The following is a 12,088-nucleotide window of genomic DNA, read 5'->3' on the forward strand; positions in this document are numbered from 1 at the left end:
GGGGGCGCGTTCAGGGCAGCGCCAGGGCGGTGGGATCAGGGCCGCCGACGGGCCAGTAGAAGCTGTCCGGCTGGGCGCGGGCGCCGAAGATGGCCTGGCCCACGCGCACCACGGTGGCGCCTTCCTCGATGGCGATCTCGAAGTCGCCGGACATGCCCATGGACAGTTCATCCAGCGAGATGCCCGCCGGCGCGCCCTGGCGCAGCTGGTCGCGCAGGCTGCGCAGCAGCACGAAGCACTGGCGCACGCGCTCGGCCTCGCTGGAGAACAGGGCCAGCGTCATCAGGCCGCGCACGCGCAGCGCACTGAAGGCGGGCAGGGCCTGGAGGAATCCCTGCACCTCGTCGGGCGGCAGGCCGTACTTGCTGGCCTCGCCCGAGGTGTTGACCTGCACGAACACGTCCAGCGCCCGGCCTTCGGCCTGCAGGCGGCGGTCCAGCGCCTCGGCCACGCGCAGGTTGTCCAGCGCCTGGAACTCGCTGGCAAAGCGTGCCACGAGCTTTGCCTTGTTGGTCTGCAGGTGGCCGATGACGGACCACTGCAGATCGGCCAGGTCCTGCATGGCCTCCCATTTGCCGAAGGCTTCCTGCACCTTGTTCTCGCCCAGCATGCGGCAGCCCGCCGCGTGGGCCAGGCGCAGGCTGGATTCGGGCTTGGTCTTGCTCACGGGCAGCAGGCGCACGCTGGCCGGGTCGCGCCCCGCGCGGCGGCAGGCAGCGGCCATGCGCGCCTGCACGGTGGCCAGGTTGTGCCGGAAATCGTCCACCGTCTCGGCCTGGGGGTAGCGGCCGTGCTGGTCGTGGCGCGTCAGGGTGTCGGCGGCTCGGGCGGTGCCGCCGGTGGTGTCTTGTGTCGCAAGCATGGTTTCAGCTCCTTTTGATGGCGGCATCGGCGGCGGGCACGTTGCCGGTGCCCGCCTCGCTGCGGGCGGCCCGGCGCGGCCACTGGCCGTTGAGCACGGCATGGGCCACCAGGCCGATGACCAGGCCCCAGAAGGCGCCGCCTATGCCCAGCATGGAAATGTTGGCCGCGGCGGCCAGGAAGGTGATCAGCGAGGCCTCGCGGGTTTTGGCATCGGCCAGCGCATTGGCCAGGCTGCCGCCGATGGTGCCCAGCAGCGCCAGGCCCGCCAGCGTGGTGATGAAGGTGGCCGGGAACGCCATGAACACGGCCGCCAGCGTGACGCCGAACACACCCACCAGGATGTAGAACACGCCCGCAGCGATGCCTGCGATCCAGCGCCTGGACGGCTCTTCATGCGCCTCCTTGCCCGTGCAGATGGCGGCCGTGATGGCGGCGATGTTGAAGGCGTGCGAGCCGAACGGCGCCATCAGCAGCGAGCCCAGGCCCGTCAGCGTGACGATGGGGTTGGCGCTGGTCTTGAAGCCATCGTTGCGCAGCACCAGCATGCCGGGCATGTACTGGCCGGTCAGCGTGATCAGGAACAGCGGCAGGGCCACGCTCAGCAGGGCGTTGAGCGTGAACTCGGGCCGCGTGAACACGGGCGCCGCGAATTGCAGCTGCAGCCCGGACAGGTCCACACGGTCCTGCGCCAGCAGGAACGCCAGGCCCAGCGCCAGGATGCCGACCACCGCATAGCGCGCCGTGAGCCGCTTGAGCAGAACGTAGGCCACGATCAGCAGGCCGGCCAGCACCGGGTCCACGCTCATGCCGCCAAAGGCCTTGATGCCGAATTGCAGCAGGATGCCCGCCAGCAGGCCCGAGGCCACGCCGGGCGGAATCAGCCGGATCACGCGCTCGAACCAGCCCGACAGTCCCAGCACCACGAAGGCCGCGGCCGACACCACATAGGCGCCCACGGCCTCGGCATACGGCGTGGTGGCCAGGGCCGTCACCAGGAAGGCGGCGGCCGGCGTGGACCAGGCCGTGATGATGGGCTCGCGCGAGAGCCAGCTGAGCACCAGCCCGGTGACGCCCACGCCAATCGAAATCGACCACACCCACGAAGCCGTGAGCTCCGGGCTCAGGCCGGCCACCTTGGCGGCCTGGAACACCAGGATGAAGGTGCCGCCGTAGTTGACGATAACCGAGATCAGCCCGGCCACCACGGGGTGGATGAGGTCGCTGAAGCGAAGGGGTGAGTGTGTGTCTGATGAAGGCATGGTCTTCTCGTTTTCCTTGGGGGTTGGATTCCTGGCTGTCTGGTGAAAGGGGTATTTGAGCGCCGAAGTGGACTGAATGATCCATACACTTCGCTCTCTTGTTGCAGACCACTTTGCAATGGGCGCGCAGCATTTGCGTCAGTACAATGGCCTGCCAAAGAGGTGCAATGAGATGAAAGGCGGCAGACCGCATGAGCAAGACCTTCGAGCTTGAGACCCTGAAGATCCGCATGGGAGATGCCGACCTGCGCCAGCTGGACCTGCACCAGCGGGTGCAGCGCGCCATGCGTGCGCTGATCCTGGATGGGGCGCTGCTGCCGGGCCTGAAGCTGCCGGCCACGCGCTCGCTGGCCGACTCGCTGGGCATTGCCCGCGACACGGTGGAGAACGCCTACACCCAGCTGCACCGAGACGGCTTCATCGTGCGGCGCCAGGGATCGGGCAGCTATGTCTCCGAGACCATCGGCACCGAGCTGCGGGGCCGGGCGGCGCGGCGCGGCCGCTTGCCCGAGCACGAGCGCAGCGCCCATGCGGCCGGTGCGGCTGGTGCTGCCGGTGCTGTCGGTGCCATAAGGGCCGGTGCCGGCCTGAGCCGGCGCGGCCAGGCCATTGTTGACGGCGGCGGCATCGCCGACCAGCAGACCATTCGGGCCTTTGCCACCGGCCTGCCCGAGACGCGCACTTTTCCCACCGATGTCTGGGAGCGGCTGCAGCGGCAGGCGCTCAAGGACTACCGGGCCAGCGTCCTGCTGCACGGCGACCCGCAGGGCGCCGAGCCGCTGCGCAAGGCCATTGCCACCTACCTCAACCTGGAGCGCGGCGCCAAGGTGGACGCCGGGCAGATCGTGGTGCTCAGCAGCACGCGGCAGGCGCTGTTCCTGTGCGCGCAGCTGCTGGTGGATGCGGGCCGGCCCATCCTGCTGGAGAACCCGGGCTACTTCGGCGCCCGCAAGGCCTTCGAGTCGGCCGAGGCCAAGGTCCTGCCCATCGACGTGGACGCGCAAGGCATTCGCACCGACCTGCTGCACGCCGACCGCAGCGGCGCCACCTGCGTCTATGTCACGCCATCGCACCAGTACCCCACAGGCGTCACCATGCAGCTGGAGCGGCGGCTGGACCTGATCCGCTGGGCATTCGAGCGCGGGCGCTGGATCATCGAGGACGACTACGACAGCGAATTCCACTACGACGGCATGCCCACCGCCTGCGTGCAAGGCCTGGACAAGCACGCGCGCACCATCTACATCGGCACCTTCGGCAAGACCCTGTACCCGGGCTTGCGCATGGGCTACATGGCCTTGCCGCAGGAGCTGGTGCGCGCCTTTGTCCAGGCGCGCAGCATCATGGACGGGCACACGCCCCAGATCCAGCAGCTGACGCTGGCGCGCTTCATGGAGGACGGCCACTACAACTCCCATGTGCGGGCCATGCGCAAGCTGTATGCGGGGCGGCGCGAGGTCATCCTCGAATCCATAGGCAGGCACCTGGCCGGCATCGTCACCGCGCCACGGCCCCAGGGCGGCATGCAGGTGCCCTGTCTGCTGGAGCCCGGCTGGTCCGAGGAAGACACCATCCGCCGCGCCGCCGCGGCCGGCGTGCTGCTGCAGGGGCTCAGCCGCCTGTACGCGGGCGAGCAGCGGCAGCCGGGCTGGCTGCTGGGCTATGCCTCGCTCACGGCCTACGAGATCGAGGCCGCCGTGCTGCGCCTGGCCAACGCGCTGCGAAAACCCTGACAGGTTGGGAGAAGCCGGACGCTGCATGCCTCAGTAGGGCAGGGGAAAGCGCGCGGTCAGGTCGGACACGCCTTCGTGGATGGACTTGAGCGTGCGCGCGTTCATGGTGCCGCTGCGTATGCCGCCCAGCGTGGCAAGAATCATGTCGCCGATCTCGCGGAACTCGTCGGCGCCCATGCCGCGCGTGGTGCAGGCCGCGCTGCCCACGCGGATGCCCGAGGTCACCAGCGGCCGCGCGCCATCGCCGGGCACGGCGTTCTTGTTGACCGTGATGCCGATCTGCTCCAGCGCCGTTTCGGCGGCCTTGCCCGTCAGCTCCCAGGGGCGCAGGTCGATCACGCCCAGATGGCAGTCCGTGCCTGCGGACACCACGGACAGCCCGCCCTGCGACAGCCGGTCGCACAGCACGCGGGCGTTGTCCACCACGGCCCGCGCATAGGTACGGAAGGCGGGCTTGAGCGCCTCGCCCAGCGCCACCGCCTTGGCCGCCACCACATGCATCAGCGGCCCGGACTGCAGGCCCGGAAACACGGCGGCGTCTATGCGCCTGGCGATCTCGGCGTCGGCCGAGAGGATCATGCCGCCGCGCGGCCCGCGCAGCGTCTTGTGCGTGGTGGTCGTGGTCACATGGGCGTGCTCCACGGGCGAGGGGAACACGCCCGCGGCCACCAGCCCCGCCACGTGCGCGATGTCGGCCATGAAGATGGCGCCCACCCGGTCGGCAATGCGCCGGAACTCGGCCCAGTCCATCTGCCGTGAATAGGCCGAGCCTCCGGCAATGATGAGCCTGGGCCGCTCCTTCAGCGCAATGCGCCGCACCTGGTCCATGTCGATGAGTTGGGAGCGGGCGTCCACCTCGTAGCTGATGGACTGGAACCACTTGCCCGACACGCTCACGCTGGAGCCGTGCGTCAGGTGCCCGCCCGAGCGCAGGTCCAGCCCCATGATCTTGTCGCCGGGCTCCAGGAACGCCAGGTACACGCCCTGGTTGGCCTGGCTGCCCGAGTGCGGCTGCACGTTGGCGTGCGCGCAGCCGAACAGCGCCTTGGCACGCGCAATGGCCAGGTTCTCCACGGCATCGGCATTGGCGCAGCCGCCGTAGTAGCGCACGCCGGGATAGCCCTCGGCGTATTTGTTGGTCAGCACCGAGCCCTGCGCCTCCATCACCGCGCGGCTCACGAAGTTTTCAGAGGCAATCAATTCAATCGAACGCGCCTGCCGTGTCCGCTCGGCCGCTATGGCGTCCCAGGCCTCGCTGTCCGCGTGTTGGAGTTCCAGGGAATTGATTCTGGGGAGCGATAAATCGTCCATGTCGCATTGGCTGTCTTGGAGGCGCTGAAGCACGGGAATCGGCAGCGCCCGGGTTATGGAAGGTTTTGGAAACCAGGGCGCATCGGTAATGGGCAGTCTACAAAGTGCAGCGGCCTTGATTCCGACCATGTTTCAGCGGGTGAGCAGACCAATTAAGGTGGCATGCCAATGTAAACGGTTGAAAAAAGCGGTCTGGTTCATTGCCGAAAATAGGTCTGTTTGAATCCACGCTCTCTCCATAGAATTCGCCGCCAGACGTTGAAAGTCATGAGATCCAATACCGCCAGGAATCATCCGCAATCTGCAGTCGGGGAGATTGATTCAAGGTGGAATATGACAGAGTGAAGAAATCCATGACAACGTATCTGCCATCTGCAGCGTCAATTGCAGTGCCATTTGCGGCGCCATTGGTGATTGCGGCAGATGGAGAAAGCGGGGGGAGGGAATAGGCGATTTGACTCAGATCAATCAAGTTCAATCACACGGAGTTGAAAAATGAATCTCGATATCTCTCGGACAGATGACGCCGTGCGCGATGCGCTCAAAAAGCTGTCCCTGCTCTGGAAGTCAAGAGCGGCCGTGAATCAGGACCTGCCTGATTACTGCGGCTTGGCGTTCGACCCCGCCCGGCAGGACTTCACCGCCTCGCTGCTGCCGTTTCGCGATCACCAGGCATGGGTGGAGGCGCCACAGCACCTGCGCGACCAATGCCTGTCCTACGCCTGGGGCATCTACAACCTCAAGACCATCTACATCGAGTGCAACGTGGTCACGCCGGCCTGCGAGGACATCATCAAGACCCCGCCGCCCAGCGCCAACCGGGCGCTGCTGCAGGACGTCATGTCCCAGGCCCTGCTGGACGAGGCCCTGCACACCCGCATGTCCATCATGGCCTGCAACTACATCTACGAGATGCGCGGCCTGGCGCCGCTGGACTACGCGGACTTCAACCTCGTCGGCTGGCGCAACGGCGTGCTGGCGCAGTGCGGCGCGGAATGGGAGCGCCGCCTGGCCCGCTTCGCCATTGCCTGCGCCAGCGAGACCCTGATCACCGACTACCTCAAGACCATGGCCGAGGACCGCAGCATCCAGCCCATCTGCCACGAGGTCACGCGCACCCACGCCGTGGACGAATGGAGCCACTCCAGCGTCTTCAGCTCGGTGGCCACCGACATCGTCCAGGGCCTGAGCAACCGCGAGCGCAGCTACCTGCGCTCCATCATCCTCAAGACCGTGCAGATGTTCGCCAACAACGAACTGGGCGCCTGGTCCACCGTCTTCACCATGGTCGGCATGCCGCATGCGCGCGACATCCTGCACGACGTGGGCGACAGCAACGAGATCGGCGTCTACACCGACTCGGTGCAAAGCCTGATCGACCGCATCGGCCTGGCGGGCCGCAACCTGGGCGGCAGCGTGGCGCTGGTGTCCTCGGTCCTCGAGGAGATGCAGGCATGAGCGCCGCCCTCCAGGCAGGCAGCATGCTCGCGCGCTGCGCCGCTGCACGGGCAGAGGCGGGCGGCGTCATGGTCTACACCCTGCGCGTGCAGGGCGCCTCGGCGCAATTCCTCGGCGGCCTGCGGCCCGGCCGGCATGTGGCCATCGAGCATGCCGACGCCCGTGGCACCATGCAGCAGCGGCTGTACTCCATCACCCGCTACGAGCCCTGCAGCGAGCACGACGGCGCCGGCCAGTTCGACATTGCCGTCAAAAGCTCGGGCCGGGGCAGCGTCTCCGACCACATGCATGCGGTGCTGCGCGCAGGCTCCACGCTGCCGCTGGGCGGCGTGGCCGGCGACATCACGGCCGACCTGGTGCTGGGCCTGGACTACCTGGTCATGCTGGCCGGCGGCATCGGCCTGACCCTGCCGCTGGCGCTGCTGCGCGAACTGGACCGGCTGCGCCAGCAGGGCCAGCGCGTGCCCCGCACCACGCTGCTGCTGTGCTTTGCGCGCATGGCCGACATTCCGTTCCTGCAGGAGCTGCAGCAGCTGTGCGAAACGGCCCCCTGGTTCGACCTGCGTATCCACATCACGCGCGAAGACATTGCCGCCCACGGGCCCTTCGTGCCGGGCCGCCCCTCGCAGCAGTCCCTGCTGGCGCTGGGCCAGCCCCAGGCCGTCGTCATCTGTGGCGGCCACGCCTTTGCGCAGACCTTTCGCAAGCATGCGCGGGCCTGCTTTCCCGGTGCCATACAGCACATCGAGGCCTTCACGCCGCCTGCCGCATCCACCGCCCAGCCAGGCGAGACCGCGCAGGCATGCCAGCTGCAGATCGCGCACAGCGGGCAGATTGTCCAAGCCGCGTCCGGCAAAAGCCTGCTGGAGATCCTGGAAGGCGTGGGCATTGCCATCCGCAGCCAGTGCCGGGCCGGCATCTGCGGCAGCTGCCGCATCCGCATCACGGGAGGCAGTTCACGGCTGGAGGCGGACTTTTGCCTCAGCGACAGGGAAAAGGAAGCCGGCTATGCCTTGGCCTGCTGCACCTTCCCCTCGGCAGGCCATATCCACGTCGATCTCAAGCCCGGCGCCTGACGGGCTCCGCACGTTCCAAGCCAACCTCCTGTATCCACCTGAGTTCCTCCCATGAAAAAAGCCATCGCGCTGCGCCACATCCACTTCGAAGACCTGGGCACCCTGCATGCCGAGTTCGCCAGCCGCGGCTACGAAGTGCAGTACGTCGATCCCAGCATCGGCGAGCTTGACACCCTGGACCTGGGCCGTGCCGACCTTCTCGTCGTGCTGGGCGGCCCCATAGGTGCCTATGACGAGGCGCTTTATCCCTTCGTTGCCCAGGAGCTGGCGGCCGTGCGCCGCTGGCTGGACAGCGGCAAGCCGCTGCTGGGCATCTGCCTGGGCGCGCAGCTCATTGCGCGCGCGCTGGGCGCCAGGGTCTACCCGCTGGGCGTCAAGGAAATCGGCTTCTCGCCGCTCACGCTCACCGACGCCGGCCTGGCCTCGCCCCTGTCCAGGCTGGACGGCGTGCCCGTGCTCCATTGGCATGGCGACCAGTTCGACATTCCCGAAGGCGCCGTGCACCTGGCCGGCACCGCCATCGGCGCCAACCAGGCCTTCGCAGTCGGACCGCAGGTGCTGGGCCTGCAATTCCATCTGGAGGCCGACGCGGCCCGGCTGGAGCGCTGGCTGGTCGGCCATGCCTGTGAGCTCGGCATGGCCAAGGTGGACCCGCGCACCCTGCGTGCCGATGCCCAGAAATACGGCGGCCTGCTGGCGCTGGCCGCGCGCGATGTGCTGGCCGCCTGGCTGACCAACCTGGAGCGCAGCCGCTGAACCTGCGGCGCCGCCCATTCACCCATTTCCCCCACGCCGGAGCCGCCGCTGCGCGGCGCCGGAATCTCTGTTCCCGAAAAAAGGAGAGTTGAAGATGGTTGTCGTACTGTTCGAACTGCAGGCCTTGCCCGGCCAGAACCAGACCTATGTGGACCTGGTCAACAAGCTCACCCCTATGCTCAAGCCCATGGAGGGGTTCATCTCCGTGGAATGCTTCCAGAGCACGCTCAACCCCGAGAAAGTCATGTCCGTCACCACCTGGCGCGACGAGGAAGCCGTCGTCCAGTGGCGCAACGTGGAAGCCCACCTCAGCGCCCAGCGCGCCGGCCGCGACAAGATCTTCAAGGACTACCGCGTGCGCGTCACCCAGGTGCTGCGCGACTATGGTCTGAATGACCGCGCGCAGGCGCCTGCGGACAGCATCATGGGCAAGGCCGGTAGTTGCCCCGTCAGCCACGCCTGAGCGCTGGCGGTGCCGCAAAGGCCCGGCTGGTCCCCCTGCCGGAGCGCGATGCACGCCATCGAAAGATGCCGGCAGTGACTACGCTGCCGGCGCCAGGCCGGAAAAAAAGCCCGCTGAATGCTCAGAGGGCTTTTTTTCGGACGGCACAGATTCCTTCGCATCGGAACCCCACCGCACCGCACCGCATCCTGCGTGCCGCCGTGTGCAGCGCCTTCAGTTGCGAGCTGCCGCTGCCGCCATTTCTGCGAGGAACGGGCCTTGGGCCGCCTCGGGTTTGCGTTCGATGAGGAAGTCGTCGCGATCCTGGTCCTTGATCCAGTTCGGAGGCTTGCCGCGACCTGTCCACGTTGCTCCTGTAGACGGATCGCGATACTTCGCCGGTGCGCTGGTTTTTGCTGGGATGTAGGGGAACACTTGCTGCTGGGTGAATCCGAAATCGGTCACCAGCTTCTGGACCTTGGACAGGGCTGCGTCGGCCGCCGAGGTGCGGGCCTTGGCAATTTCCATGTCCAGCGCGGCCTTGGCCGCAAGGAGTTCTTTGAGGGACTGTGTCATAGGGGGTGCGAAATTTTTGAAGCCAGATTATGGGGCTGTTCGGGCGAGACATGCCTGTCTTCAGGGTCATGCCGGGCGACAAAAGGCAGGCGAGGAAGGCATGGGGCACTGCTGCCGTCATGTGGAAGCTGCGCCAGGCATGAAAAGGACGGCCCTATCCTCGGTGGCTCGCGCCCGCACCACCCGGCACGGCACGGCCGCAGCGATCACGCCAGATGGAATATCCCGCGTTGTACCGGCCTGGCAAGGCAGCCCTAAGCTTCCAAGCTGCGGACGAATTCACTCCCCGCTTCGACTCCTAGAAGCGAGTCCACGGCCGCCACCCGCTTCAGCGCTTCGTCGGCGCTGAAGCCATTTCCCTCCAGCACGGCCAATGCATCGTTGTGCAGGGCATAGGCCAGGTGCGCTGCGATCCGTACGCTCGGATCCGCATCCACGTTGCTCCCCAGATATCCGCTCAGGAGAAGACGGATCTCGTATATGGCTTTCGCCAGGATTTTTGACTCATTGGTGCGCATGGGATGGTCCTGCCATGAATACTGGCGACTGTGTGCCGGAACCGTGAATGTAAGTACTTGGGCCATCTACGGCCCGGCGTGATGGCGGGCACCAAGGCAAATCGCGCCGTACTTTGCGACACAATCCGCCTCTTGAATACCTCTGAAGGAGACGGCCTGTGCCAGCGCCCCGCCATTGGATCGAATTCGTTGAGGACTGGCGTGCCGAACCCATGGCCTACTGGGTGCATGTCGAGCAAGAGGTTGGGCTCTGGTGCCGCGCCAGCCGTTACCTGCCCTCGGCACCTGCTCACATTCCCCACAAGGGCTTTGCCGTTCTCTGTGTGGAGTTCGGGGCGCATGTACTGCGTTTTTCCTCTGCGGCTCAGCTCGATGAGTGCATTCGTGTACTTTCCATGAAACCCTTGCCCACATCGCGCCAGTTGTCCAACCTGCGCGTCACGTCGCTGGGGCCAAACGGGCATTGGTTGAGCCGGCTGCCGGTGGCGATCAAATCCGGAAAGGCAAGAGGGCGGGTGGTGATGGGGCTTGAACAGACGCGGGCAGCGATAGTAGGCAAGTCCGATGGATGGACGTGCCAGAACTCGGCTGAGCGGACCAATGCCCTGGCGAGCTGACAGCATCATTACAACTGGCACAGACTGCACCGCAGCAGCGGCCAAGTCGCTCCGTGTCTAGGATCAAATCTCCAAACAATCGCTTGACGGTTCACAGCTAGTCCGGCCGAGTGGCGAAAGCTCGACACTCCCATCACCAACACCCAGGAGCTTCAATGATCATCACCACCACCCCCCAGATCGAAGGCCGCCGCATCACCCGCTACTGCGGCGTGGTCGCGGGCGAGGCGATTTTGGGCGCCAATGTGTTCAAGGACTTGTTTGCCGGGCTGCGCGACATCGTGGGCGGGCGGTCGGCCACCTATGAGCGCGAGCTGCAGCGGGCGCGCGAGATTGCGCTCAAGGAGCTGGAGGAACGCGCCCAGGAACTGGGCGCGAATGCCGTGGTGGGGGTGGACCTGGATTACGAAGTGCTGGGCCAGGGCAATGGCATGTTGATGGTGTCTGCCAGCGGCACGGCCGTGGTGCTGGAGTAGGCAGGGCCATCGGCCAAGCAGACCAAGCGGGCCAAGCAGACCAGAGAAGTCAACGCGGCGCTGTGCCCGGCAACTGCAGGCAGCGGGCCAGCGCTCGCGCTGCCTCGCCCAGGCGCGGGCCGGGGCGGGAGACCACGTCCGTCTCGACCAGGTCCAGCGCGCAGATGCGGCCCGAGCGCACGGCGGGCATGCGGCTCCAGCCGGGGCGGGTGGCAAAGCTGGCCGATGGCGTCTGCGGCGTGTGGATGATGAGTTCGGGCTGCTGGCGCAGCACGTATTCGGGCGTGATGCGGGGGAAGGGCCCCAGGTTGGGCGGCAGCACATTGCGCGCGCCCAGGCGCTGCAGCAGCTGGCCTATGAAGGAGTCCGGCCCCGCCGCATAAGGCGTGGCGTCCACCTCGAAATACACCTTCTGCCCGGCGGGCGTGAGCGCCGCCAGCGCCTTGGCCTGCTGGTCCACCTCGGCCTGCATGCGCGCCAGCAGGGCGTTGGCGCGCTGCACCTGCAGCAGCTGGTCGAGCTTGTGCAGCACCTGCTCCAGCTGCGCCATGTCGTTGGCGTCCAGCGCCAGCACGGGAATGCCGAAGCGCTCCAGCTGTGCGATGACGGGTGCGGAATACGCCATCAGCACCACGTCGGGCCTGAGCCGCACGGTGGCCTCGACCAGCGGGGCAAAAGTGTGGCCCAGCTTGGGCAGGGCGGCCACGCGCGCCGGGTGGTTGGAGAACTCGTCCACGCCCACGATGCGCTCACAGGCCTCCAGCGCGCACAGCGATTCGGTCAGCGAGGGCAGCAGCGAGACGATGCGCTGCGGCACGCGCTCCAGGCGCACCTGACGGCCGCGCATGTCGGTGACGGTGTAGGTGGTGGTTGCCCCGCCCGTTCCCGCATCCGCCGCCTTTTGCGCAAAGGCGTTGCCCGCGCCGCCTGCGCAGGCCAGGGCGGCAGTCAGCAGCAGGATACGGGGCAGGCGCGAAAGCAGGCGCAGAAGCAGATGCATGG

The 12,088-nt window shown here is 66.8% G+C and carries 13 protein-coding genes; 7 read left to right on the forward strand and 6 right to left on the reverse strand.

The annotated features are described in order from the left end of the window. Positions 1-10: 10 nt before the first annotated feature. Together ACN20X_RS17390 and ACN20X_RS17395 are read right to left on the reverse strand one after the other, a co-directional pair. Positions 11-862 carry a YggS family pyridoxal phosphate-dependent enzyme gene (locus tag ACN20X_RS17390; protein ID WP_473209654.1) on the reverse strand — a complete coding sequence of 284 codons (852 nt, stop codon included), beginning with the start codon at positions 860-862 and terminating at the stop codon, positions 11-13. A gap of 4 nt (positions 863-866) precedes the next feature. Further along, positions 867-2,123, reverse strand: coding sequence for a benzoate/H(+) symporter BenE family transporter (locus ACN20X_RS17395; protein WP_046238945.1), 1,257 nt, complete (start codon positions 2,121-2,123; stop codon positions 867-869). 191 nt (positions 2,124-2,314) lie between these two features. Here ACN20X_RS17395 and pdxR point away from each other — a divergent pair, with 191 nt between their 5' ends. Beyond that, complete coding sequence (gene pdxR / locus ACN20X_RS17400; protein ID WP_203399395.1) at positions 2,315-3,856, forward strand: MocR-like pyridoxine biosynthesis transcription factor PdxR; 1,542 nt, start codon at positions 2,315-2,317, stop codon at positions 3,854-3,856. Positions 3,857-3,886: 30 nt separating this feature from the next. Here pdxR and ACN20X_RS17405 read toward each other — a convergent pair whose 3' ends face one another. After that, positions 3,887-5,167 (reverse strand): serine hydroxymethyltransferase, encoded by a 1,281-nt coding sequence (locus tag ACN20X_RS17405; RefSeq protein WP_191625561.1) that lies wholly within the window; start codon positions 5,165-5,167, stop codon positions 3,887-3,889. 495 nt (positions 5,168-5,662) lie between these two features. Here ACN20X_RS17405 and ACN20X_RS17410 point away from each other — a divergent pair, with 495 nt between their 5' ends. The 4 genes from ACN20X_RS17410 (at position 5,663) to ACN20X_RS17425 (ending at position 8,920) form a co-directional block, all read left to right on the forward strand. After that, positions 5,663-6,625 carry an AurF N-oxygenase family protein gene (locus tag ACN20X_RS17410; RefSeq protein ID WP_012205541.1) on the forward strand — a complete coding sequence of 321 codons (963 nt, stop codon included), beginning with the start codon at positions 5,663-5,665 and terminating at the stop codon, positions 6,623-6,625. Then, complete coding sequence (locus tag ACN20X_RS17415; RefSeq protein ID WP_473209655.1) at positions 6,622-7,701, forward strand: 2Fe-2S iron-sulfur cluster-binding protein; 1,080 nt, start codon at positions 6,622-6,624, stop codon at positions 7,699-7,701. The genes ACN20X_RS17410 and ACN20X_RS17415 overlap by 4 nt, the downstream gene beginning before the upstream one ends. Before the next feature lie 51 nt (positions 7,702-7,752). Beyond that, positions 7,753-8,457, forward strand: a complete 705-nt coding sequence (locus tag ACN20X_RS17420; RefSeq protein WP_203399392.1) for a glutamine amidotransferase — start codon at positions 7,753-7,755, stop codon at positions 8,455-8,457. Positions 8,458-8,551: 94 nt separating this feature from the next. Next, positions 8,552-8,920 (forward strand): antibiotic biosynthesis monooxygenase family protein, encoded by a 369-nt coding sequence (locus tag ACN20X_RS17425; RefSeq protein WP_012205544.1) that lies wholly within the window; start codon positions 8,552-8,554, stop codon positions 8,918-8,920. A gap of 213 nt (positions 8,921-9,133) precedes the next feature. Here ACN20X_RS17425 and ACN20X_RS17430 read toward each other — a convergent pair whose 3' ends face one another. Next, positions 9,134-9,475 (reverse strand): H-NS histone family protein, encoded by a 342-nt coding sequence (locus tag ACN20X_RS17430; protein ID WP_016446025.1) that lies wholly within the window; start codon positions 9,473-9,475, stop codon positions 9,134-9,136. Between the two features lie 254 nt (positions 9,476-9,729). Next, positions 9,730-9,993, reverse strand: a complete 264-nt coding sequence (locus tag ACN20X_RS17435) for a hypothetical protein (RefSeq protein ID WP_034367556.1) — start codon at positions 9,991-9,993, stop codon at positions 9,730-9,732. 212 nt (positions 9,994-10,205) lie between these two features. Here ACN20X_RS17435 and ACN20X_RS17440 point away from each other — a divergent pair, with 212 nt between their 5' ends. Then, positions 10,206-10,610 (forward strand): hypothetical protein, encoded by a 405-nt coding sequence (locus ACN20X_RS17440; RefSeq protein ID WP_133073339.1) that lies wholly within the window; start codon positions 10,206-10,208, stop codon positions 10,608-10,610. Positions 10,611-10,765: 155 nt separating this feature from the next. Continuing rightward, positions 10,766-11,086: a heavy metal-binding domain-containing protein gene (locus tag ACN20X_RS17445; protein ID WP_012205554.1), complete on the forward strand. Its 321-nt coding sequence runs from the start codon at positions 10,766-10,768 to the stop codon at positions 11,084-11,086. 49 nt (positions 11,087-11,135) lie between these two features. On the opposite strand, the gene ACN20X_RS17450 is transcribed toward ACN20X_RS17445, so the two are convergent. Beyond that, positions 11,136-12,086 carry an ABC transporter substrate-binding protein gene (locus ACN20X_RS17450; protein ID WP_473209656.1) on the reverse strand — a complete coding sequence of 317 codons (951 nt, stop codon included), beginning with the start codon at positions 12,084-12,086 and terminating at the stop codon, positions 11,136-11,138. Positions 12,087-12,088 lie beyond the last annotated feature (2 nt).

The organism is Delftia sp. PX-1, assembly GCF_055797465.1.